Annotated in this window: 23 protein-coding genes; 12 read left to right on the forward strand and 11 right to left on the reverse strand. The window is 68.8% G+C overall.

Going from position 1 to position 22,431, the window contains the following annotated elements:
* Positions 1 to 56 precede the first annotated feature (56 nt).
* The 4 genes from ABZ796_RS04510 to ABZ796_RS04525 form a co-directional block, all read right to left on the reverse strand.
* On the reverse strand, positions 57 to 800 hold the full coding sequence (locus ABZ796_RS04510) for a CbiX/SirB N-terminal domain-containing protein (RefSeq protein WP_357334950.1): 744 nt from the start codon (positions 798 to 800) through the stop codon (positions 57 to 59).
* Positions 801 to 862: 62 nt separating this feature from the next.
* A complete protein-coding gene (locus ABZ796_RS04515; protein ID WP_357334952.1) occupies positions 863 to 1,606 on the reverse strand; it encodes a phosphoadenylyl-sulfate reductase in 744 nt (247 codons plus the stop codon).
* On the reverse strand, positions 1,603 to 1,803 hold the full coding sequence (locus ABZ796_RS04520; protein ID WP_357334953.1) for a hypothetical protein: 201 nt from the start codon (positions 1,801 to 1,803) through the stop codon (positions 1,603 to 1,605). The genes ABZ796_RS04515 and ABZ796_RS04520 overlap by 4 nt, the downstream gene beginning before the upstream one ends.
* Positions 1,800 to 3,524 (reverse strand): nitrite/sulfite reductase, encoded by a 1,725-nt coding sequence (locus tag ABZ796_RS04525; protein ID WP_357334955.1) that lies wholly within the window; start codon positions 3,522 to 3,524, stop codon positions 1,800 to 1,802. The genes ABZ796_RS04520 and ABZ796_RS04525 overlap by 4 nt, the downstream gene beginning before the upstream one ends.
* A 464-nt stretch (positions 3,525 to 3,988) precedes the next feature.
* Here ABZ796_RS04525 and ABZ796_RS04530 point away from each other — a divergent pair, with 464 nt between their 5' ends.
* The 5 genes from ABZ796_RS04530 to ABZ796_RS04550 are packed head-to-tail and all read left to right on the forward strand — an operon-like array spanning position 3,989 to position 6,997.
* Positions 3,989 to 5,446: a glycine hydroxymethyltransferase gene (locus ABZ796_RS04530; protein ID WP_357334956.1), complete on the forward strand. Its 1,458-nt coding sequence runs from the start codon at positions 3,989 to 3,991 to the stop codon at positions 5,444 to 5,446.
* A gap of 4 nt (positions 5,447 to 5,450) precedes the next feature.
* Complete coding sequence (locus tag ABZ796_RS04535) at positions 5,451 to 5,987, forward strand: GNAT family N-acetyltransferase (protein ID WP_357334957.1); 537 nt, start codon at positions 5,451 to 5,453, stop codon at positions 5,985 to 5,987.
* A gap of 5 nt (positions 5,988 to 5,992) precedes the next feature.
* Positions 5,993 to 6,382 carry a hypothetical protein gene (locus ABZ796_RS04540; RefSeq protein ID WP_357334959.1) on the forward strand — a complete coding sequence of 130 codons (390 nt, stop codon included), beginning with the start codon at positions 5,993 to 5,995 and terminating at the stop codon, positions 6,380 to 6,382.
* A gap of 10 nt (positions 6,383 to 6,392) precedes the next feature.
* Positions 6,393 to 6,686 (forward strand): hypothetical protein, encoded by a 294-nt coding sequence (locus ABZ796_RS04545; protein WP_357334961.1) that lies wholly within the window; start codon positions 6,393 to 6,395, stop codon positions 6,684 to 6,686.
* Positions 6,683 to 6,997 carry a hypothetical protein gene (locus ABZ796_RS04550; RefSeq protein ID WP_357334962.1) on the forward strand — a complete coding sequence of 105 codons (315 nt, stop codon included), beginning with the start codon at positions 6,683 to 6,685 and terminating at the stop codon, positions 6,995 to 6,997. Before ABZ796_RS04545 ends, ABZ796_RS04550 begins: the two co-directional genes overlap by 4 nt.
* Here ABZ796_RS04550 and ABZ796_RS04555 read toward each other — a convergent pair.
* The 3 genes from ABZ796_RS04555 to ABZ796_RS04565 are packed head-to-tail and all read right to left on the reverse strand — an operon-like array spanning position 6,967 to position 10,083.
* The gene (locus ABZ796_RS04555) at positions 6,967 to 7,710 is read right to left on the reverse strand and encodes a class I SAM-dependent methyltransferase (RefSeq protein WP_357334964.1); all 744 of its coding nucleotides are present in this window, start codon (positions 7,708 to 7,710) and stop codon (positions 6,967 to 6,969) included. The two genes, ABZ796_RS04550 and ABZ796_RS04555, sit on opposite strands and share 31 nt — an antisense overlap.
* A 43-nt stretch (positions 7,711 to 7,753) precedes the next feature.
* Positions 7,754 to 8,464 (reverse strand): response regulator, encoded by a 711-nt coding sequence (locus tag ABZ796_RS04560; protein WP_357334965.1) that lies wholly within the window; start codon positions 8,462 to 8,464, stop codon positions 7,754 to 7,756.
* A complete protein-coding gene (locus ABZ796_RS04565; protein WP_357334967.1) occupies positions 8,461 to 10,083 on the reverse strand; it encodes a sensor histidine kinase in 1,623 nt (540 codons plus the stop codon). The genes ABZ796_RS04560 and ABZ796_RS04565 overlap by 4 nt, the downstream gene beginning before the upstream one ends.
* 123 nt (positions 10,084 to 10,206) lie before the next feature.
* On the opposite strand from ABZ796_RS04565, the gene ABZ796_RS04570 reads away from it, so the two are divergent.
* Positions 10,207 to 11,556, forward strand: coding sequence for a cation:dicarboxylase symporter family transporter (locus ABZ796_RS04570; protein ID WP_357334968.1), 1,350 nt, complete (start codon positions 10,207 to 10,209; stop codon positions 11,554 to 11,556).
* A gap of 67 nt (positions 11,557 to 11,623) precedes the next feature.
* On the opposite strand, the gene ABZ796_RS04575 is transcribed toward ABZ796_RS04570, so the two are convergent.
* Positions 11,624 to 11,968 (reverse strand): hypothetical protein, encoded by a 345-nt coding sequence (locus ABZ796_RS04575; RefSeq protein WP_357334970.1) that lies wholly within the window; start codon positions 11,966 to 11,968, stop codon positions 11,624 to 11,626.
* A gap of 256 nt (positions 11,969 to 12,224) precedes the next feature.
* Between ABZ796_RS04575 and ABZ796_RS04580 the strand changes: the two genes are divergently transcribed.
* The 6 genes from ABZ796_RS04580 to ABZ796_RS04605 all read left to right on the forward strand — a co-directional run bounded on the left by ABZ796_RS04580 (position 12,225) and on the right by ABZ796_RS04605 (position 19,801).
* Entirely contained in the window at positions 12,225 to 13,526 is a 1,302-nt protein-coding gene (locus ABZ796_RS04580; protein WP_357334971.1) for an extracellular solute-binding protein, read from the forward strand.
* The gene (locus ABZ796_RS04585) at positions 13,523 to 14,518 is read left to right on the forward strand and encodes a sugar ABC transporter permease (protein ID WP_357334973.1); all 996 of its coding nucleotides are present in this window, start codon (positions 13,523 to 13,525) and stop codon (positions 14,516 to 14,518) included. Before ABZ796_RS04580 ends, ABZ796_RS04585 begins: the two co-directional genes overlap by 4 nt.
* On the forward strand, positions 14,518 to 15,357 hold the full coding sequence (locus ABZ796_RS04590; protein WP_357334975.1) for a carbohydrate ABC transporter permease: 840 nt from the start codon (positions 14,518 to 14,520) through the stop codon (positions 15,355 to 15,357). The genes ABZ796_RS04585 and ABZ796_RS04590 overlap by 1 nt, the downstream gene beginning before the upstream one ends.
* A 141-nt stretch (positions 15,358 to 15,498) precedes the next feature.
* On the forward strand, positions 15,499 to 16,593 hold the full coding sequence (locus tag ABZ796_RS04595) for a potassium channel family protein (protein WP_357334976.1): 1,095 nt from the start codon (positions 15,499 to 15,501) through the stop codon (positions 16,591 to 16,593).
* Positions 16,594 to 16,805: 212 nt separating this feature from the next.
* Positions 16,806 to 17,090 carry a DUF3263 domain-containing protein gene (locus ABZ796_RS04600; protein WP_357334978.1) on the forward strand — a complete coding sequence of 95 codons (285 nt, stop codon included), beginning with the start codon at positions 16,806 to 16,808 and terminating at the stop codon, positions 17,088 to 17,090.
* Positions 17,091 to 17,464: 374 nt separating this feature from the next.
* Entirely contained in the window at positions 17,465 to 19,801 is a 2,337-nt protein-coding gene (locus ABZ796_RS04605) for a M4 family metallopeptidase (protein ID WP_357334979.1), read from the forward strand.
* A gap of 66 nt (positions 19,802 to 19,867) precedes the next feature.
* Here the strand turns inward: ABZ796_RS04605 and map are convergent, their stop codons facing one another.
* The 3 genes from map to ABZ796_RS04620 are packed head-to-tail and all read right to left on the reverse strand — an operon-like array spanning position 19,868 to position 22,411.
* A complete protein-coding gene (gene map / locus ABZ796_RS04610) occupies positions 19,868 to 20,635 on the reverse strand; it encodes a type I methionyl aminopeptidase (RefSeq protein WP_350659017.1) in 768 nt (255 codons plus the stop codon).
* 37 nt (positions 20,636 to 20,672) lie between these two features.
* Positions 20,673 to 21,941: a sigma-70 family RNA polymerase sigma factor gene (locus ABZ796_RS04615; protein WP_357334981.1), complete on the reverse strand. Its 1,269-nt coding sequence runs from the start codon at positions 21,939 to 21,941 to the stop codon at positions 20,673 to 20,675.
* Positions 21,938 to 22,411 (reverse strand): YciI family protein, encoded by a 474-nt coding sequence (locus ABZ796_RS04620; protein WP_357334982.1) that lies wholly within the window; start codon positions 22,409 to 22,411, stop codon positions 21,938 to 21,940. Before ABZ796_RS04620 ends, ABZ796_RS04615 begins: the two co-directional genes overlap by 4 nt.
* Positions 22,412 to 22,431 lie beyond the last annotated feature (20 nt).

Here is a 22,431-nt window from a genome sequence, read left to right on the forward strand (position 1 = left end):
ACGAGCCGACTCGGCGGAGGTTGATGTCAAGATGCGCCGACTCGGCGCGGGGTGGGTCAGACCGGGACGAGCTCGACGGCGCCGACGGCGTAGCGGGCCAGGATGGTGCGGGCGACCTCGGGGTGGGCGCCCATCGGGTCGCTGACCGCGACGGCGCCGGCCTCGAGGGCGAGCTCCTTGGCGCGGTCGGGCAGCTGCCCGGGCGCCAGGAAGAGCATGCCGACGGCGATGTGGCGGCGGCCCTCGGCACGGAAGGCACGGACGGCCTCGCCGGTGGCCGGCGGAGCAGCCGAGGCGTACGCAGCCACGACCGGCAGCTTGTGGTGGGCACCCCAGATCCGGGCCAGGCGGGCCACCGACTGGTTGGCCAGCGAGTCCGAGGAGCCGGCGGCGGCCAGGACGAGGGCGTCGAGCTCACGCACTCGCGCGTCCTTCAGGGAGGCCCGCAGGCGCTCGTCGAGCACCTGTAGGAAGACGCTCTCGAGGCCGAGGATCTCGCTGGTGTGGATGCGCAGGCCGGAGTGGCGCGCGGTGGCCTCGGCGATCACCGAGGGGACGTCGACGCGGGCGTGGAACGCCTCGGTCAGCAGGAGCGGTACGACGACGATCTCGTCGTGGCCGGCCTTGACCAGCTTGTCGACGACGGCCTGGAAACGCGGCCGGGAGTGGTCGAGGAAGGCGGCTTCGATGCGGAGGTCGGGGCGCAGGGCGCGTACCTCGGCAACGAGGGCGTTGATGGTCGCGGCGGACTGCGGATCGCGGCTGCCGTGAGCCAGGGCTACCAGAGCGGGAGCTGCCATTGTCTTCATCCTTCGGGTGTTGCGGGGAAAGGTCGGAAAGTCTGTGTGTGGTGGAGTGGCCGTCAGGCGTGGATGCCGCACTCGGTCTTGCCGGTGCCGGCCCATCGCCCGCTGCGCGGGTCCTCACCGGGGCCTACCCGGCGGGTGCACGGCGCGCAGCCGATCGAGGGATACCCGTCATAGACGAGCGGGTTCACGAGCACTCCGTTGTCCTCGATATATCGCTCGACCTGCTCGTCGGACCATCGCGCCATCGGCGAGACCTTGACCTTCTGGCGCTTGGCGTCCCAGCCGATGACCGGGGCGATGACCCGGTTCTTCGTCTCCGCGCGCCGAAGGCCGGTGGCCCAGGCGTCGTAGGAGGCGAGCGAGTCGGCGAGCGGCTTGACCTTGCGCAGAGCGCAGCACAGGTCGGGGTCGGTGCGGTAGAGGTCCTTGCCGTACGCCGCGTCCTGCTCGGCCACGGTCTGCACCGGCGTGATCGTCAGCAGGTTGACCGGCATCGTCGCCTCGACGGCGTCGCGGGTGCCGATCGTCTCGATGAAGTGGTAGCCGGTGTCGAGGAAGACCACGTCGATCCCGGGTACGACTTTGGAGGCGAGATGGGCCAGGACCGCGTCACCCATCGAGGAGGTGATCGCGAAGCGTTCGCCGAAGGTGGCGGCGGCCCACTCGATGATCGTCTCGGCCGGGGCGAGCTCGAGCTCGGCCCCCCAGTGGGAGACGATCTCGCGCAGCTCCTCGGGCGTACGTCCTTCGGTGTCCACTGCGCGGTTGGCGCGGGCGGCTGCAGTGCTGATGCTCATGCGTGCGCCTCCTTCGTGACGTTCCGAGAGATTTCAGGACGAGAGTTTTCGGGCCGGGCGATCTGGCCCAGCGACTTCAGCTGGAAGGCCCGCAGGCAGGCGTGGCACTCCCAGGACCCGCGCGTGGCCTCGTGCGGCCAGAGGTCGGTCTCACCGCAGAAGGGGCAGTGGAACGGGGTGCCGGCTCGCTCGCTCATGCGGGCACCTCGCTCAAGGTCTTCTCGCCGCGCAGCAGCACCTCGTCTGCCCGTGCGGTCCAGGCCGCGAACGTCTCGCCCTCGGTGCGGTCGGCCAGGTAGTTGACCACCAGCGCCGAGATGTAGTCGTCGAGCCCGGTCGAGGTGACCTTGTGCGCGCGTAGCTTGCGGCCGAAGTTGGCGGTGAGTCCGGTCGCGCCGCCCAGGTGCACCTGGAAGCCCTCGACCTGGTTGCCGTCCTCGTCGAGGACCAGCTGGCCCTTGAGGCCGATGTCGGCGACCTGGGTCCGCGCGCAGGCGTTGGGGCAGCCGTTGACGTTGACGGTGATCGAGGCGTCCAGCTCGGGGAAGCGCGACTCGAGCGAGGCGATCAGGTCGCGGGCGCGGTCCTTGGTGTCCACGATCGCGAGCTTGCAGAACTCGATCCCGGTGCAGGCCATCGTGTTCTGGCGCCAGTTGGAGGGCCGGGCGGAGAACCCGATCGCGTCCAGGTCGGCGATCAGGTCCTCGACGACCGCCGGGTCGACACCGATCAGCACGATCTTCTGGTACGGAGTGAGCCGAGCGCCCTCGACGGCGAACTTCTCCATGACGCCGGCGAGCTCGACCAGGTGGGTGCCGGAGATGCGCCCGGCGATCGGTGCCAGGCCGACGTACTTCTTGCCGTCCTTCTGGTCGTGGATGCCGACGTGGTCGCGGTGGCCGAGAGGCGACTCGGGGGAGGGGTTGGAGACGAGCTGACGGTCGAGGTACTCGTTCTCGAGGACCTCGCGGAACTTGTCCTTGCCCCAGTCGGCGACCAGGAACTTCAGCCGGGCCCGCGAGCGGAGCCGGCGGTAGCCGTAGTCACGGAAGATGCCCGCCACACCGGCCCACACGTCGGCGACCTCGTCGATCGGCACCCACACGCCGAGCTTCTCGGCCAGGCGCGGGTTGGTGGACAGACCGCCGCCGACCCAGACGTCGAAGCCCGGGCCGTGCTCGGGGTGGACGGTGCCGACGAAGGCGATGTCGTTGATCTCGGGCGCCACGTCGTGGGAGGGGTGGCCGGTCAGCGCGGTCTTGAACTTGCGCGGGAAGTTCGAGAACGCGGGGTCGCCGAGGTAGCGGGACTCGATCTCGCGCAGTGCCGAGGTGCCGTCGATGATCTCGTCGGCGGCGACGCCGGCGACCGGCGAGCCGAGGAACGGACGCGGCGAGTCACCGCAGGCCTCGGTCGAGTGCAGCCCGACCTCCTCCAGGCGCGACCAGATCTCCGGGACGTTCTCGATCTCGATCCAGTGGTACTGGATGTTCTCGCGGTCGGTGATGTCCGCGGTGTCCCGGGCGAAGTCGACGCCGATCTGACCCAGCGTGCGCACCGCGGCCGGGGAGAGGAGCTTGCCGTCGGAGCGGACCCGCATCATGAAGTAGCGGTCGTCGAGCTCCTCTTCCTCGAGGATGGCGGTCTTGCCGCCGTCGATCCCGGGCTTGCGCTGGGTGTAGAGACCGAACCAGCGGAAGCGGCCGCGCATGTCGGCCGGGTCGATCGAGTCGAACCCGCGCTTGGAGTAGGTGTAGAGGATCCGGTCACGAACGTTGAGCGGGTCGTCGTTCTTCTTCGACTCCTCGTTCTTGTTCAGGGGCTCGGTGTAGCCGAGGGCCCACTGACCCTCGCCCTTCTTGGGCCGGGGGATCTCGGTTCGGGTGGCGCGCTTGGCCTGAAACCGGTTGTCGCTCATGTCAGAGAACCTTTGCGTCGGTCGTGGACGCACGGCGGAGCAGGGACGTGCTCGCGGCGGGCGCCCGGGATGTCTGTCGGGCGGCGGGCCAGCGGCTCGACGCGGTGGGATGCGGAGCGCTGGGCGTCAGTGGCGCCAACAGATCGAGCTGCGGATGCGGCAATAGTCCACGTGGCGTCGAACCACGAGGTGCGCATGTGTTGCAGCAGTGACCATGTCAAGGAGTCTCAGGTAGCGGACGGCCCTCACGCAATCTGGAATCCCGATATATGAGACATCGGTCCGTTATGTGGGACGTTCCCGCTTGTTCACGCGGGCGGTGTGGCCGAGGTCACCATCTGGTCACGGTCTCTTAACCGGGTTGAGCAGTCACTCATTCCCGCGGACGGTGATAGAGGACGTACGCAACGCACCGGGTGACCACGATGCTGCTCTCGTCCGCGCGGCTGACTAGGCTGTGACCCATGAGCGATCTGTCTGCCCCGGTGAATTCAGGCACTGTGAGTTCTGCCTACAACCAAGCCCTCGAGGTCATCGCCTCCGTGGAGCCCCGCATCGCCGAGGCGACCAAGCAGGAGCTCGCCGACCAGCGGGCCAGCCTCAAGCTGATCGCGAGCGAGAACTATGCGAGCCCCGCCACGCTGATGACGATGGGCACCTGGTTCTCCGACAAGTACGCCGAGGGCACCGTCGGTCACCGCTTCTACGCGGGCTGTCAGAACGTCGACACCGTCGAGTCGATCGCCGCCGAGCATGCTCGCGAGCTCTTCGGTGCCGAGTACGCCTATGTCCAGCCGCACTCCGGCATCGACGCCAACCTGACGGCGTACTGGGCCATCCTCGCCCACCGGGTCGAGGGCCCGTGGCTGGAGAAGATGGCCGTCAAGAACATGAACGAGCTCTCCGAGGCCGACTGGGAGACGCTGCGCGCCGAGCTCGGCAACCAGCGCCTGCTGGGCATGTCGCTCGACGCCGGTGGCCACCTCACCCACGGCTTCCGCCCGAACATCTCCGGCAAGATGTTCCACCAGAACCAGTACGGCACCGACCCGGAGACCGGGCTGCTCGACTACGACGCGCTGCGTGCCAAGGCCAAGGAGTTCCAGCCGCTCATCATCGTGGCCGGCTACTCCGCCTACCCGCGCCGGGTGAACTTCGCCAAGATGCGCGACATCGCCGACGAGGTCGGCGCCACCCTGATGGTGGACATGGCCCACTTCGCCGGCCTCGTCGCCGGCAAGGTCTTCCAGGGCGAGGAGAACCCGGTTCCCTACGCCGACGTCGTCACCTCGACCTCCCACAAGTCCCTGCGCGGCCCGCGTGGCGGCTTCATCCTGGCCACCGAGGAGTACGCCCCGAGCGTGGACCGCGGCTGCCCGATGGTGCTCGGCGGTCCGCTGAGCCACGTCATGGCCGCGAAGGCAGTCGCCTTCGCCGAGGCGAAGCAGGAGAGCTTCCAGGTCTACGCCCAGGAGGTTGCCGACAACGCCAAGTCGCTCGCCGAGGGCTTCCTCAAGCGCGGCGCCAAGCTCGTCACCGGCGGCACCGACAACCACCTCGTCCTGCTCGACGTGACCAGCTTCGGCCTCACCGGCCGCCAGGCCGAGTCGGCTCTGCTCGACTCCGGCGTGGTCACCAACCGCAACTCGGTCCCCTCCGATCCCAACGGCGCCTGGTACACCTCGGGCATCCGCCTCGGCACCCCGGCGCTGACCACCCGCGGCTTCGGTGCCGCCGAGTTCGACCGCGTCGCCGAGCTCATCGTCGACGTGCTCTCCAAGACGACGCCGGGAACCACCAAGGCCGGCGGCCCGTCCAAGGCCTCCTACGCCATCGAGGACTCCGTCGCCGACAACACCAAGGCCGCTGCGGCGGAGCTGCTCGCGAAGTTCCCTCTGTACCCCGGTCTCGACCTCGCCTGAGCTCGTGCCTGCTCCGAAGCGACCCAGCTCGATCCCCGGCGTCGGGGCCCCTGAGAAGGTGGTCCCGACGGCGGAGGTGCGTGTCGTCGTCGAGGACGAGTGGCCGGCGCTCAAGAAGGTGCGCCTCGCGGCTCTCCAGGACACTCCTCGTGCGTTCTGGGCCTCCTACGACGAGGTGGTGACCTGGCCCGACGAGCGTTGGCGGCTGTGGGCGGCCTCCGGTGCCGCCTACATCGCCTGGCTCGGCGAGAATCCCTCAGGCCTCGCCGCCGGGATCATCCATGACGACGAGCACCACCTGATCAACATGTGGCTCGCCCCCGAAGCGCGTGGCCACGGCCTCGCCGAGGGGCTCATCCTGGCGGTTGCCGGCTGGGCGCGTCGTGACGGCGCCTCCGTGCTGACCCTGTGGGTAGTCGACGGCAACGAGTCCGGGCGCCGCCTCTACGAACGCCTCGGCTTCGAGCTCACCGGTGAGACGCAGCCCTTCCCCGAGGGTGACCCGCGCACGGAGTCCAAGATGGCGCTCCGCCTCACCTGACCGCGATGGCCGACCCGCGCGAGGGTGTGACCTCCGAGGGGCTGATCGTCACGGGAGCGCGCCGCGACCGGGTGCCGCCGGCGTACGAGCCGGTCCTCGCGTACGTCCTGAGCCGGATCCCGCCGGAGGTGCCGGTCCACGTCTACGGCTCGGTGGCCAACGGCACGGCCACGGTGCCCACCTCCGACGGCACCTGGACCACCGACCGGCTCGCGGCGCTCACCCGCTGGAGCGAGATCGAACCGGCCCTGGCACCCGAGCTGGTCAGGCTCCGGACCCTGTGCGACAGCGGCGGCGGGTCCGCCGAGGAGGTCAGGACGCTCCTCGGCACCGGTGGCGTGATCGAGCTCATCGCCGCCCGCTTCGCGGCGGAGATCGGGCTGTGGCAGCCCTAGACTCTGCCCCGTGACGAGTGACGAGGTCGAAGTCAGCGCGTTGGCGATCAATGTCGCCGTGCCCGAGGCTCTCCAGTGGACGGACACCCGCCGTGACGTGGTCTTCCGGCTCAGCACCCTCAACGTACGTCTCCTGCCCGACGGGCGTCTCGCGGCCAAGGCCTACGGCCGTCCGGTCGACGGCGGCCGCAGCGCCTACACCTCGTTCCCGGTCCCGGACCGCCCCGAGCTGGCCGCGCTGATCGGCGAGGCCGCGCAGGTGGCTGCGGAGCGGTGGCGGGCGGCGTACGCTCCGGAGGCATGACTCCGGACGAGGTCGACGCCTATGTGGCGACCCTGGACGGCTGCCGCCTCAAGCCGCGCGGCTGGTACGTCCACGATCGCCTGGTCGCGCGGCACCTCGACGCGACCACGCTGCTGGTCCGGGTGCCGATCGATCGGCGCGAGGAGCTGATCGACCGCTGGCCCGACGCCTTCGGGCTCCCGCCGAGGTTGGAGGCACACCACAAGATCGAGGCCTACCTCGACCGCGCCGCGCCTGAAGCCGTCCGTGAGGCGATCCGGCTCGCCTGGGAGTTCCAGCGCTACTCCGGCTTGCGCCAGAGCGACACGTGACTCGTCGAGTCGCTGCCGAACGCGGCGCGGTCCCAGCCGGCGTACCTCGCGTCCAGCGTCATCCCGGCCAGCCGTGCCATCAGATCGAGCTCTGAGGGCCACACGAACCGGAAGTTGTGCTGTCCGTAGCGGAAGCGGCCGTCGGCCTCTCGGGTGAAGTGGTGCGAGATCGCCTGCTGGGTCACCAGGTCGTAGGTGTCGAACCCGAGGTGTCCGGGGGAGACGTCGAACGGGATCGCCGGGCTCCCCGGAGGAAGTCGCCGCAGCCCTGGCACGCCGACCTCGACCAGAAAGCGCCCGCCCGGCGCTAGATGACGAGCGGCATTGGCGAAGCAGGCGACCTGCTCCTCCTGCGTACGCAGGTTCCCGATCGTGTTGAAGACCAGATAGACCAACGAGTACGTCCCCACCCCGGGTGCCTCGGCAGAGGCCATGTCGCCGACCACAGCCGGGATCTCCTCCGCGGTGACCTTGCGCCGCAGGACGTCGACCATGGGCTCGGACAGCTCGATGCCGGTGACCGGCACGCCCAGCTCCCGCAGCGGCACGCCGATCCGGCCCGTCCCGATGGCGAGCTCGAGGGCGGGGCCACCGTCAGCGAGCTCGGCGAGGAAGCGGGCCACCGGCCCGGTCACCTCGGCGGAGTTGACCCAGCCGTCGGGGTCGTCGTAGCGCTCGGCGTCTTCGCGGGTCCACAGATCGCTGCTGGTCATGGACGTCGACTCTGCCCGGCGGCACACCCCGGGCGCGAACCATTTAGGCCTGTCGTCCGGTTCCGAGCCAGGAGTAGCCGACCTCGGGCCGGCCGCCGCTGGGGCCATAGCGGACCCCGCGCCCGGCCAGGCCCTTGTCGGCGAGGTGCTCGAGGTAGCGCCGTGCGGTCACCCGCGAGGAGCCGACCACCGCGGCGACCTCGCTCGCCGATAGGTCACCAGAGGCCTCGCGCAGCGCGGCCGTCACGGCCCGCAGCGTCTCCGCGCTCATGCCCTTGGGCAGCGGGGTGCTTCCGGTGGGCCGCAGCGACCCCAGGAGCTGGTCGACCTCGTCCTGGACGACCTCCTCGGGGGCGGCGTCCAGCCGGGCCCGGTAGTCGGCGTACTGCTCGAGCTTGTCCCGGAAGGTCGCGAACGTGAACGGCTTGAGCAGGTAGAGCACGACCCCCTGCACGACGGCCTGCCGCACCACCTTCGTGTCGCGCGCCGCCGTCACCGCGATCACGTCGCAGAGGTGGCCGGCGGCACGCAGCCTGCTGAGCAGCCCCAGGCCGTGCCCGTCGGGCAGGTTCATGTCGAGCAGGATCAGGTCCACCGGGTTGCCCGCGTCGCGTGCCGCGTCGAGCGCGCGGACCGCCTCGCGCGCCGACCGTGCGATCCCGGCCAGGGCGAAGCCCGAGACCCGCCCCACGTACGCCGCATGGGCCTCGGCTGCCAGCGCCTCGTCCTCGACGACCAGCACCTTCACGTTCATGCGACCGCCTCCGTCCCGAGCGTGACGGTGAACTCGGCACCGCCGAGGTGCGAGCGGCCGATGGTGACCTCGCCACCATGACGTCGGGCGATCTGGCCGACCAGCGCGAGGCCCAGGCCGCGGCCGGTGCCGGGCTCGGCCTTCGTCGTCCAGCCGCGGTCGAGGACGCGCGCCGCGTCGGCGTCGTCCAGGCCTGGGCCGCTGTCGCCCACGCGGACGGTGAGAGCGTCGTCGTCGCCGGTGAGGTGGACCTCGACCTGGCGGGACTCGAAGCCGGAGACGGCATCGAAGGCGTTGTCGACGAGGTTGCCCAGCACCGTCACCAGGTCGCGGGGCGGGATGCCGGTGCCCGGTGGCACGTCGCCGACGATGCGGAACTCGATGCCCTGCTCGGCCGCCTCGGCCGACTTGCCGAGCAGGAGGGCGGCGACGACCGGGTCCTCCACCGCGCCGACGACCCGGTCGGTGAGGAGCTGGGCGACCTGGAGCTCCTCGGTGGCGAACTCGACCGCGTCCTGCTCCCGGCCGATCTCGATGAGCGACACCACCGTGTGGAGCCGGTTCGCCGCCTCGTGGTTCTGCGACCGGAGCGACTCGGTCAGGCGGCGTACGACCTCGAGCTCGCCGGTCACCGAGCGCAGCTCGGTGTGGTCGCGCAGCGTCACCACGGCGCCGACCTCGCGGCCGTCCCACAGAGCCGGGGCCGAGGAGACGACGAGGATCCGTTCGCCGGCGAGGTAGAGGTCGTCGGACTCGGCGGTGCGGCCGCGGGCGGCGGCGACCAGCCCGGGCGCGAGGCCGAGGTCCTCGATCGGGGTGCTGATGACGTCGTCCGGCAGTGCCAGCAGACGCCGCGCCTCGTCGTTGACCAGCTGCACTCGCCCCTCCCCGTCGAGCAGGAGCAGACCCTCGCGGACCGAGTGGAGGACGGCGGAGTAGTACTCGTACATCCGGGCCAGCTCGCGCTCGCCCATGCCATGGGTCAACCGGTGCAGGCGCCGGCTCAGCAGCCAGGCGCCGATCAGCCCGGCGGCCAGCACGAGCCCGCCGCACAGCAGCACGATCGCGACGTCGCGCTTGAGCCCGCGGTTGATGTCGCTGACCGTGATGCCGACCGACACGAGCGCGACGACGTCGTCGCCGGCCTCGACCGGCACCACCGACCGGACCGAGGGGCCGAGCGTCCCGGTGTACTGCTGGGTGAAGACCTTGCCCTCGGGCGCGCCGCCGAGGTCGCCGACGAACTTTCCGCCGATCTGTCGCGGATCGGTGTGGGTGTAGCGGGTGCGGTCCAGGTCCATCACCACGACGAAGTCGGTGTCGGTGTCGCTGCGTACCTCCTCGGTCCAGGGCTGCAGGGTCGCCGTCGGGTGCCCGCTGCGCAGCGCCGTGCGGACGGTAGGGGAGTCGGCGACGGTCTGGGCGACGGCCACCGCGCGCTGGGTGGCGCGGCTGTAGGAGTCGCGCTGGGCGTCGTAGGAGGCCATCAGGATGCCGGTGACGACGAGCAGCAGCACCGTGCCGAACTGGAGGAGCAGAACCTGCTGCGCCACCGGCCGATCGCGGAGAACGCGGGGGCGGAACGGGTGGACGCGGGTCACGACCTCATTCTCACCCACCGCGGTCGCCTCGTTGCGATGGCGGCCACGAACACAACGAACACAACAGTGACGGTCATCACGTTCTGCCGGAGAGTTGCCCGAGTTGCCCAGAGGGCAGGACACAGCGGACCAGGAGGATCGATGACTACGACCACCACTGAGACAAGACCCAAGAAGGACCGGACACACTATCTCTACATCGCGGTGATAGCCGCGGTGGTCCTTGGCATCCTGGTCGGGTTGATCGCCCCCTCGTTCGCGGTGGAGCTGAAGCCGATCGGCACGGCGTTCGTGAACCTGATCAAGATGATGATCCAGCCGATCATCTTCTGCACCCTGGTCATCGGCGTCGGCTCGGTCGCCAACGCGGCCAAGGTCGGCAAGGTCGGTGGCCTGGCGCTGATCTACTTCATCGTGATGTCCACCGTCGCCCTGGCGGTCGGTGTCATCGTCGGCAACATCATCGACCCGGGCACCGGCCTCCAGATCAGCTCGGACGCGTCCAGTGCGGGCCAGGAGGCTGCCTCGGAGGGGCACGCGAGCACGACCGACTTCCTGCTCAGTATCATCCCGACCTCGCTCTTCTCGGCGCTGACCTCCGGCATCGTGCTGCAGACCCTGCTAGTGGCACTGCTGGTCGGCTTCGCGCTGCAGCGGATGGGGGAGTCGGGTAAGCCGATCCTCACCGCGATCACCGCGATCCAGAACCTCATCTTCCGCGTGCTCGCGATGATCATGTGGGCCGCCCCGGTCGGCGCCTTCGGTGCCATCGCCGGTGTCGTGGGGGAGACCGGCATCGACGCCCTGAAGAGCCTCGCGGTCATCATGATCGCCTTCTACGTCACCTGCGCGATCTTCGTCTTCGGCATCCTGGGCGCGATCCTCAAGCTGGCCACCGGCGTCAACCTCTTCAAGCTGCTGAAGTACCTCGCCCGCGAGTTCCTGCTTATCCTCTCCACCAGCTCGTCCGAGTCCGCGCTGCCGCGCCTGATCGCGAAGATGGAGCACGCCGGTGTCGAGAAGGCGACCGTCGGTGTCGTGGTCCCCACGGGCTACTCCTTCAACCTCGACGGCACCGCGATCTACCTGACGATGGCCTCGATCTTCATCGCGGACGCGATGGGCGACCCGCTGAGCATCGGCGAGCAGATCGGCCTGCTGCTGTTCATGATGATCGCCTCCAAGGGCGCCGCCGGGGTGACCGGTGCGGGCCTGGCGACCCTGGCCGGCGGGCTCCAGTCCCACCGCCCGGAGATGGTCGACGGGGTCGGGCTCATCGTTGGTATCGACCGGTTCATGTCCGAGGCCCGTGCGCTGACGAACTTCGCCGGAAACTCGGTCGCCACCGTCCTGGTCGGCCACTGGACCAAGACCATCGACCACAGCCAGCTCGACCGTGTCCTGGACGGTCAGGACCCGTTCGACGAGACGACCATGGTCGACGACCACGCCGCGCCGCCCGCGGCCGCGACGGAGAAGACGCCCGTCTAGACCCCATGACAACGGGCCGTACGCCGCGCGGGCTCGCGCGACGTACGGCCCGTTGTCGTGCGACCTGTCAGCGGTTGCGGTAGAGGATCCGAGCCAGCTCGAACGGGGCGACGCGCCACGAACCGATCGGCTCGTCGTCGAGCCCGATCCGGCCGAGCGCGGCGACGATCCACGAGAACGCGAAGCAGCCGAGACCGGCGACGGCCCAGATGCCGACCGTGCGCCAGGCCACGTCGCCGCCGAAAGCCCGGAAGATACCGATGGCGGCGGCGACCACGGCGATCGCCCCGATCAGCCAGAAGAGGATGGAGCAGATGACAGCCGCCAGCCGGCCGGCCACGGCCAGGGGGTCGCGAGGCTGGTGGTGGGACCCGTGACCGGGGCCTTGATGGGGAGGGTGCGGATAGTTCATTTGGGCCCTGATTCTGGCCTAACTCCGCCGCCGGAGCCACACCGGGCTGGCGGGTCGTCCTGGTGCCGGAGTGCCTGAGAGGTATCCTCCTGCGCGTTCTCGGGTGAGTGTTCGACAATTTCCCCGGGACATCGATGGACCGTAGCGACTAATGTTACGTAGATCACATAACGAGGCGCTGCCTCGTGGACCCGACGCGGCCTGCGTGGCACGACTCCGTGGATCAAACGACGATGGAGGGTGCAAACAGATGCACGTGCGAAAGTGGCAAATCGGAGCAGTGGCCGTAGGTCTGCTCGCCGTGACCGGCTGTGGTGTTCCCGGTGGCGGTGGCAGCAATGACGCGGGGGACACCGAGAAGGGCGATGGCAGCCTGCAGATCCTCGGCGCCATCCCGGAGGGTGAGGCGGTCGGCCTGAACGCGGCTCTCAAGACGTTCACCGACGAGACCGGGATCAAGGTCACCTACACCCCGTCCACGGACTTCACCACAGAGATCCGCACCAAGGTCAACGGAAACGATGCGCCAGACATCGCGCTCTTCCCGCAGCCGGGCCTGGTCGGGGACCTGACCGAGTCGGGTGACACGCTCCCGCTGGACGATCTCATCGACGTCGACAAGCTCGACGACACGATGATCCCGGGCCTGATGGACTCGGTCGAGATCGACGACAAGACCTACGGCGTCCCGATCCGCGTCTCGATGAAGTCGCTGGTCTGGACCCCGAAGAACTTCGAGCAGTCCGGCTACAAGGCGCCCACGACGTGGGACGAGCTGATGACGCTCCAGGACCAGATCATCGCCAAGGGCCAGACCCCGTGGTGCCTCGGCGCCGAGGCCGGTGCCGACACCGGGTGGGTCTTCACCGACTGGGTCGAGGAGATCGTCCTGCGCCAGGAAGGCCCGGAGTTCTACGACGACTGGGTCGACCACAAGGTCCCCTTCAACGACCCGAAGATCGTCCAGGCGATCGAGACCATGGGCGACATCATCAACAAGCCGAAGAACGTACGCGGCGGGGCCGACGGCACCCTGAGCGAGCCCTTCGGCGACTCCCCGCTCCCGCTGTTCGACGCGAAGCCGGGCTGCGAGATGCACCGCCAGGCCAACTTCATCACCACCTTCTTCCCGAAGAACGTCCAGCAGGACCTGGCCGGCAACGTCGGCGTCTTCGCGCTGCCGGGCAACATGGAGGGCGGCTTCGAGGGCAACCCGGTGCTCGGCGGCGGTGACATGGCGACCGCCTTCACCAACGACACCGACGTGGTGGAGCTGATGGAGTTCTTCGCTTCTCCCGACTTCGGTGCCGAGTGGGCCAAGGCCGGCGGCTGGCTCTCGCCGAGCACGGAGTTCGACAACTCCAACTACGCCGACCCGATGTTCGGCGAGATCGCGACCCTGCTGCAGGACGCGGACACCTTCCGCTTCGACGGTTCGGACCTGATGCCGGCACAGGTGGGCGCCGGCACGTTCTGGAGCGAGATGAACGCCTACGTCGGAGGTGAGAAGAGCGCTCAGGAGGCAGCCGACGCGATCGAGGAGAGCTGGCGCGGATGAGCGATGATCCGTTTCTGAAGATCGTCAACGGCCTGCTCGCGATCGTCCTGGGGGTAGGTGGCACCGCAGCTCTCTACTGGGTGCTCAACTTCCTCTCGGGCCTGCTGCCCGGCAAGTGGGAGAGGCGGGTCAAGCCGTACGTCTTCATCGGCCCGGCCATCGTGGTGGTCACCGTGTTCCTGGTCTACCCGGCCGTGATGACGGTGATCTACAGCTTCGCCGATGCCAACAGCATCAACTGGGTCGGGTTCGAGAACTACACCTCGCTCTTCCGAGACGACGAGTTCATCGGCACGCTGGTCAACAACCTGCTCTGGATCCTCATCGTCCCGGTCGGCAGCGTCATCGTCGGCCTGCTCGTGGCGGTGCTGGCCGACCAGCTCAAGGCGTTCCCGGAGCGGGTCGCGAAGTCGGTCATCTTCATGCCGATGGCGATCAGCTTCGTCGGGGCGAGCACGATCTGGGGCTTCGTCTACGCGACCAGGTTCGCGCAGGGGGACAAGCAGATCGGTCTCCTCTCGGCGATCTCGACGAGCCTCGGCTTCGAGCCGGTCGCCTGGCTGCGCATCCAGACCGGAAACCTCAACGACCTGCTCCTGATCGTCATCATGATCTGGTTGCAGGCCGGGTTCGCGATGGTGCTGCTCTCCTCGGCGATCAAGGGTGTCCCCGACGACACCGTGGAGGCGGCGCGCATCGACGGGGCCAGCGAGGTCCAGATCTTCTTCAAGGTCGTCGTGCCGCAGATCTGGCCGACGGTGATCGTGGTCTTCGTGACCATCCTCATCCTGGTGATGAAGGTCTTCGACATCGTCTACGTGATGACCGGTGGCCGGTCCGGCACCTCGGTGCTGGCCAATACCTTCGTCCTCGAGCTCTTCGAGTTCGGTGACGCCGGTCGCGCGGCCGCGGTGGTCGTGGTCCTGATGGTCGCCGTGATCCCGGTGATGATCTACCAGATGCGTCAGTTCAAGAAGCAGGAGGCCCGCTGATGAGGAGCTTCACCCTCGGCAGTGTCGCTGTCCGTGTGGGCATCTTCCTGCTGTGCGTGCTCTGGTTCATCCCGACGCTGGGACTGCTGGTCTCCTCGTTCCGCAACGAGGCCGACGTGAAGTCCTCGGGGTGGTGGACGGTCATCACCGACCCGTTCTCCCAGTGGACGCTGGACAGCTACTCCCAGGTCCTCGAGAGTGGGATGGCCAACGCCTTCGTGAACTCGATCGTCGTCTCCGTCCCCGCGACGGTGCTGCCGATCATGATCGCCGCGTTCGCTGCGTACGCGTTCACGTTCATGCGGTTCCCGGGGCGCAACGTGCTGTTCATGCTGATCGTCGGGCTGCTGGTGGTCCCGCTGCAGGTGGCGTTCGTGCCGCTGCTCAACCTGTTCGGGAGCTACGACCTCAACGGCACCTTCCTCGCCGTGTGGCTGGCCCACACGGCGTTCGGGATGCCGTTGGCGGTCTTCATCCTGCGCAACTACATGGCGACCCTGCCGCACGAGATCATCGAGTCGGCCGAGATCGACGGGGCCTCCCACTTCCAGACCTTCTGGAGGCTGATCGTGCCGATGTCGGTGCCCGCGCTGGCAGCGTTCGCGATCTTCCAGTTCCTCTGGGTCTGGAACGACCTCCTGGTCGCGCTCATCTTCCTCGGGGCGGGTGACAACGAGGTCGTCACGATCACGTTGCGCGACCTGATCGGCGACAAGGGTCAGGAGTGGCACCTGCTCACCGCCGGTGCGTTCATCACGATGACGGTGCCGCTGCTGGTGTTCTTCTCGCTGCAGCGCTACTTCGTCCGTGGACTGACCGCTGGGTCCGTCAAGGGCTGAGCTCCGTCCGCACACGGCGGGCGTCATGTCTCCTTGCAGGCATGACGCCCGTTCGTGTTTCCCGGTGTCGGTCGGTGACACGGCGGATGTCGGAGGCACTCATGCGGCGGACCGTGGAGGACGGCGGATAGGGTCGGAGATGTGTCCGAGACATCTGCATATGCCCCGAGGTGGGCCGGTGTCGAGCAGATCGCTCTTCCTGAGACGGTGCGGTCGCCGTGGTGGCAGCTCGGGCGGCGGCTGCTGGCCGCGCTGGCGATCCTGGTCGGCACCGTCCTGCTGGTCTACATCGACCGCGATGCGTACGCCGACAACAACGATCCCACGGGTCAGATCAGCCTGATCGACGCGATCTACTACACGACGGTGACCCTGAGCACGACCGGCTACGGCGACATCGCCCCGGTCGAGGCACATGCGCGGATGATCAACGCGTTCATCATCACGCCGGCCCGCATCGCCTTCCTGGTGCTGCTGATCGGCACCACTCTCGAGGTCCTCACCAAGCAGGGCCGTGACCTCATCCGAGTCGCTCGCTGGAGGAAGAAGATGTCCCAGCACATCGTCGTCGTGGGCTACGGCACCAAGGGCCGCAGCGCTGTGGAGACGCTGCTCAGCAACGGTGCCGACCCCGAGGAGTTCGTCGTCGTCGACCCCGATCCGGTGGCACGCTCGGATGCCCACTCCGACGGGATCGCGGTCGTCACCGGCGACGCGACCCGGCGCGAGGTGCTGATGCGCGCGGGCGTCAAGGACGCGGAGCAGGTCATCATCACCACCAACCGTGACGACTCCAACGTGCTCACGATCCTGACGGTGCGGCAGATCAACCCCGAGGCGTGGATCGTCGCCGCGGCCCGGGAGCGCGAGAACGCGCCGTTGATGAAGCAGTCCGGAGCCGACTCGGTGATCACCTCCGCGGACGCGGTCGGCCGGCTGATGGGCCTCTCCACCATCTCGCCGACCCTGGGCTCGGTCATGGAGGACCTGCTCAACTCCGGCATCGGCCTCGAGGTCGCCGAGCGCGACCTGCTGGTCAACGAGGTCGGCAAGCAGCCGCAGCAGCTGGCCGACCAGGTGATCGCGGTCGTACGCGACGAGAAGGTCTTCCGCTACTTCGACCCGGTCGTCGGCACCCTGTCGCGCGGGGACCGGCTGGTCGTCGTGCGAGCGGCGAGGGAGCTGCCCTGGGCGCCGCGGCCGGGGACGCACGGCGAGGAGACCGCTGACGCCTAGCCGGCTGAAACACCCGCCGAAAATAGAAGTCAGCCGCTGGCGTCTCGGGTCACCAGCGGCTGACATGGAAGAGATTAGCGGACGCTCCGGCGAGCTTCAAAGAGTTGATCTGCACTTTTATGAAGATAGCCCGAACGGGCCATGCCCGGTAGTTCGAGACGGTGGTGCGTGGCGGATTCGAGGGCGCCCGTCGCGCCTGGGATGATGTACGCATGACCGAGGCGCCCCACAGCCCCGGGTCTGCCGACGGGCAGCCGGGACTTTCCGAGAACGAGAAGCGACTGCTCGACTTCGAGCGCTCCTGGTGGTCGGCCGGCACCGGCCGCGACGACGCGGTCCGGGAGCAGCTCGGGATGAGCGCGGCCGAGTACCACCGTGCCGTCAACGACCTGATCGACAAGCCCGAGGCGCTCGCCTACGACGGCGTCCTGGTGCGCCGGCTGCGGCGACAGCGCGACGCGCGGCGTACGCAGCGCGCGAAGAACCCGCGTCAGTAGCCTTGTCGGGCCAGTTTCCATGGTCCGTCGGAACCATTTGCACACATTTGCATTGCAGGTGCTTGCATAGAAGTGGATCTGTCGGCTAACGTTCTTCTTGTCAGCCGCTGGTGACCCGAGACGCCAGCGGCTGACTTCTATTTACGGCCTCTTCCCGGGCCGGCCGTGGCAGGCGAACGCCTCCGGCTCGACATGCGAAACTGACGCATCCGGTATGTGCCCGTGGGTATTCATATGTTGTCGTAAAAGCGACTCGATGCACTGCACGGTTATGAATCACTAACCTGATTGACCGACTCCGAGCCCGATCGCCACTGTCCATGAGTCAGCATCGGCTGCTCCGCCTCGGCGGGGCCGGCTCAAGGAGAGTCTGCGTGAACAACAGACGCGTAGCGCAGGGCCTGACCATGGCCCTCATCGCGGCAGTGGCCGCCATCAGCATGCCCACAGGCGTGCAGGCGGCCACCGACCCCAAGCCCGGCAAGGGCACCGTGGCATCCCAGGAGACCGACGACGGCCGCGCGGTCGTCAGCGGCAAACAGGCCAGGACCAAGGCGGAGAGGTCGGCCGCGGCATTCGTCGCTGCCGACCCTGCGGCGCTGAAGCTCGGCGCCGCCGACGAGGCGGTCAGGCTGAGGACGTACCAGTCCTCCGGGCTGCAGTACGTCTCCTACGACCGCACCCACCGTGGCTTGCGCGTCGTCGGCGGTGACTTCGTCGTCGCGGCCGACGCCGAGGGCAACCTGCTGGGCACCTCGGTCGCCCAGGACGCACCGGTCAAGGTGTCGACCACGAAGCCCGCGATCACCGAGGCGCGAGCACGGACGGTCGCCAAGGGCAAGGTGAGGGGGCCTGCCGTCGAGTCGACCGAGCTGGTCATCGTTCAGGGCGAGGCCGGGTCGGACCTGGCGTACGAGACGATCGTGACCGGCACCCGCGCGGGCAAGCCCTCGCGACTCTCGGTCTTCGTCGACGCCGCCACCGGCAAGGTGCTCTCCACCGAGGAGCACGTCGTCGAGGGCACCGGCAGCTCGGGCTACTCCGGGACCGTGTCGATCTCGACGCAGCTCTCCGGCTCCACGTACTCGCTGACGGATCCGTCGGCCACCACCCTGAAGTGCCAGAACGCGACCGGCAACGTGACCTACACCGGCACCGACGACTCCTGGGGCAACGGCGACCCGACCAACCGGGAGACCGGCTGCGTCGACGCGTTCTACGCCGCCCAGCAGGAGAAGGGGATGCTGACCTCGTGGCTGGGTCGCTCGGGCATGGACGGCTCGGGCGGCTGGCTCCCGGTCCGCGTCGGTCTCAACGACGTGAACGCCTACTACGACGGCACCCAGGTGCAGATCGGCCACTCGCAGTCCGGGTCGCGCTGGATCGGCTCGCTCGACGTCGTCGCCCACGAGTTCGGGCACGGCATCGACGACCACACCCCAGGTGGGATCTCGGGTGGCAACACCCAGGAGTTCGTCGCCGACACCTTCGGCGCGGCGACCGAGTGGTACGACAACCAGAGCGCCAACGACACCCCCGACTACACCGTCGGTGAGGAGGTCGACCTGGTGGGCGCCGGACCGATCCGCAACATGTACAACCCCTCGCTGGTCGGCGACGACAACTGCTACTCGTCCTCGACGCCGGGCGACGAGGTCCACGCCGCCGCCGGACCGGGCAACCACTGGTTCTACCTGCTCGCCGAGGGCTCCAACCCGACGAACGGCCAGCCGACCTCGCCGACCTGCAATTCCTCCGCCGTCGCCGGTGTCGGGATCCAGAAGGCGATGAAGATCATGTACAACGCGATGCTGCTGAAGACCTCGTCGTCGTCGTACCTGAAGTACCGCACCTGGACGCTCACCGCGGCCAAGAACCTGTACGGCACCACGACCTGCACCGAGTTCAACGCGGTCAAGGCCGCCTGGAACGCCGTCTCGGTCCCGGCCCAGACCGGCGACCCGACCTGCACCCCGGGCGGCGGCAGCAGCCCCGTCACGGTGGCCTCGCCGGGCTCCAGGTCCGGCACGGTCGGCACCGCGATCTCGTCCTTCGCGGTCACGGCCTCCGGTGGCACCTCGCCCTACACCTACACGGCCACCGGCCTGCCGGCCGGGATCTCGATCTCGACCTCGGGCACCGTCTCGGGTACGCCGACCACGGCCGGCACCTTCACCCCGACCGTCACCGCGACGGACTCGGCCGGCGTGACCGGCTCGGTGCAGTTCACCTTCACCGTCTCCGGCACCGGTGGTGGCACCTGCTCGGGCCAGAAGCTGACCAACCCGGGCTTCGAGTCCGGTGCGACCGGCTGGACCGCCTCTTCGGGCGTGATCGACAGCTCGACCAGCGCTCCGGCGCACTCCGGGTCGTACAAGGCCTGGCTGAACGGCTACGGCAGCACCCACACCGACACGCTGTCGCAGTCGGTCACCATCCCGTCGGGATGTGCGGCGACGCTGACGTTCTGGCTCTACGTCGACTCCGATGAGACGACCACGACCTCGGCGTACGACAAGCTGACGGTCAAGGCCGGGTCCACCACCCTGGCCACCTACTCGAACCTCGACAAGGGTTCGGGCTACGTCCAGAAGTCGATCAGCCTCAGCGGTCAGGCGGGCTCGACGCTCACCCTCACCTTCACCGGTACGGAGGACTCCTCCCTCGGGACGAGCTTCCTGATCGATGACACGGCAGTGAACCTGTCGTAGGTCGAGCAGAGCGGCGCCCCCGCTCCCTTCGTGGGAGCGGGGGCGCCGCCGTCGTTCGTTCGTACGTCAGTCGCGCGCGGTGAGGATGAGGGGCCCGTCCTCGGTGATCGCGACGGTGTGCTCCATGTGGGCCCCGCGGGAACCGTCGGCGCTGCGCAGGGTCCAGCCGTCGGGGTCGGTGAAGATCTCGTCGGTGGTGTGCAGGAACCACGGCTCGATCGCGATGACCAGACCGGGCTGCAGCTTGAAGCCGCGGCCGGGACGACCGTCGTTGGCGATGTGCGGGTCGCCGTGCATGGTGCGGCCGACGCCATGGCCACCGAACTGGGTGTTGATCTTGAGACCCTTCGCACGCGCGACGCCCGCGATCGCGTGGGAGATGTCGCCGACCTTGTTGCCGACGCGCGCGGCGTCGATGCCGGCGGCGAGCGCCTGGGTGGTGGTCTCGATCAGGTCGAGGTCCTCCTGGCGGGGCGTGCCGACGACCACGGAGAGGGCCGAGTCGGAGACCCAGCCGTCGACGCTGGCCGCGAAGTCGACGCTGAGCAGGTCGCCGTCCTGGAGCTTGTAGTCGAAGGGCAGGCCGTGCAGCACGCCGTCGTTGACCGAGGTGCAGAGCACCTTGCCGAACGGCATCGCGCCGAAGCTCGGGTGGTAGTCGATGTAGCAGGACTCCGCGCCGCGGTCCTTGATCATCTTGTGCGCCAGCTCGTCGAGCTCGAGCAGGTTCACACCCACGGCGGCGTGCTCGCGGAGTGCGGTCAGGACATCGGCCACGAATCGGCCGGCGGGCTTCATCTGCTCGATCTGGGTCGGCGTGCGCAGTTCGATCACAGGCACAGACTATCCTGAGAACCGTTCTCAGTAGAACTCAGGAGCGAGCATCCCGCAGCGCCGCCGCCTTCGAGGTCAGGAAACGCCGCTCGGCGAGGTTCGTCGCCCGCGCCGAGGCGAGGTCGTACGCCGCAGCCGCACCCTCCAGATCACCGGCGAGCTCGTGCAGATGAGCCCGCACGGCAGGCACCCGAGGATGGTCGCCGAAGCCGTCGCCCGTCTCGCGCACGAGCTGGTCGAGCAGGGCGAGCGCGGGTCCCGGGCCGTCGGCGTACCCGACCGCGACGGCCTTGTTGAGCGTCACGATCGGCCCGGGTGCGACCTTCTCCAGCAGTCCGTAGAGCGCGGTGATCTGCAGCCAGTCGGTCTCCTCCGCGGAGGCCGCGCGATTGTGGAGCGCGGCGATGGCCGCCTGGATCTGGTAGGGGCCGGGACGGCCGGTGCCGATGACGGTGTCGACCAGCGCGACGCCCTCCCGGGTGGCCTCGCGGCGCCACCGGCTCCGGTCCTGGTCGGCCAGAGGCACCACCGCCCCATGGGCGTCGACCCGGGCGGGCCGGCGGGCGTCGAGCAGCAGCATCAGCGCCAGCAGTCCACCGAGCTCGCCGTGGGCGCTCCCCGTCATCCGGGCGAGCGCGGTGCGGGCCAGGCGGGTCAGCCGGATCGCCTCGGCACACAGGTCGACCCGCTGCAGGTGATCGCCCTCGGTCGCGACGTACCCCTCGTTGAAGAGCAGGTAGAACACCTTCATCATCGCCGGGATCCGCGCGGCGAGGTCGGCGGCGCCGTCGATCCCGAGCGAGCGTCCCTTGATCGTCGCCTTGGCCCGGGAGATCCGCTGCGCCATCGTCTTCTCCGGGACGAGATAGGCGTGCGCGATCTCCCGGGTGGTGAGCCCGCCGACCGCCCGCAGGGTCAGCGCCACCGCCGAGGCCGGGGTGAGGCTGGGATGGCAGCAGAGCAGGAGTACGTCGAGGGAGTCGTCCGTGGAGGCGGAGCCCGAAGCGGTCGGGTCCGCTGCGTACGCCTCCTGACCCTCGGGCTCGGCGAGATGGTCGGCCCGTTCGCGGTCACGACGCCGCGACTCGCTGCGCTTGGCGTCGACCAGGCGGTGCATCGCGGTCGCGATCAGCCAGCCGCGGGGGTTCTCCGGGACGCCGCGCTCCGGCCAGGTGCGTGCGGCCTCGACCAGCGCCTCCTGGACCGCGTCCTCGGCGGTGTCGAAGTCGCCGCTGCGCCGGGTGACGACGGCGACGACCTGCGGCGTGAGGTCACGCAGCAGGTCGTCGGGCATCGCCGTGGTCACTCGATGCTCGCCTCGCCGAAGGCGATGGTGTCATCGACCGAGGAGCCGTCGGTGCCGTGGTACATCCGACGCACCTGGATCGGCTGCTCGATCGGCCGGCCGCCCGGGCCGGGGGCGGCGGAGTAGAGCCCGGCGATCTCCAGCGCGCGCTCCCGGGTCTCTGCGTCGATGATCATGTAGCCGGCGACCCACTCCTTGAACTCCTGGAACGGCCCGTCGGTGACGGTCTTGTCGGTGCCGTCCGAGGTCACCACGAACGCCTGGTCCGGCGGTGTCAGCGCCTCGACGTGCACCAGCTCGCCGGACTCGGTCAGGGCCTTGTTGAGCGCTTCGTAGTAGCTCATGTGACCCTGCACCTCCTCCGGCTTCCACCCGGCCATCCCGCCGGGAGTCTCGTCGTTGCCGCCTTGGTAGTCGAGGATCATCAGGTAGCGAGGCATGTCCTCACCCTTCCACTTCGGGCGCCCCATGTGAGCGCCATTCATGAGGG

This window comes from Nocardioides sp. NPDC047086 (genome assembly GCF_040643685.1).
Taxonomy (GTDB): domain Bacteria; phylum Actinomycetota; class Actinomycetes; order Propionibacteriales; family Nocardioidaceae; genus Nocardioides.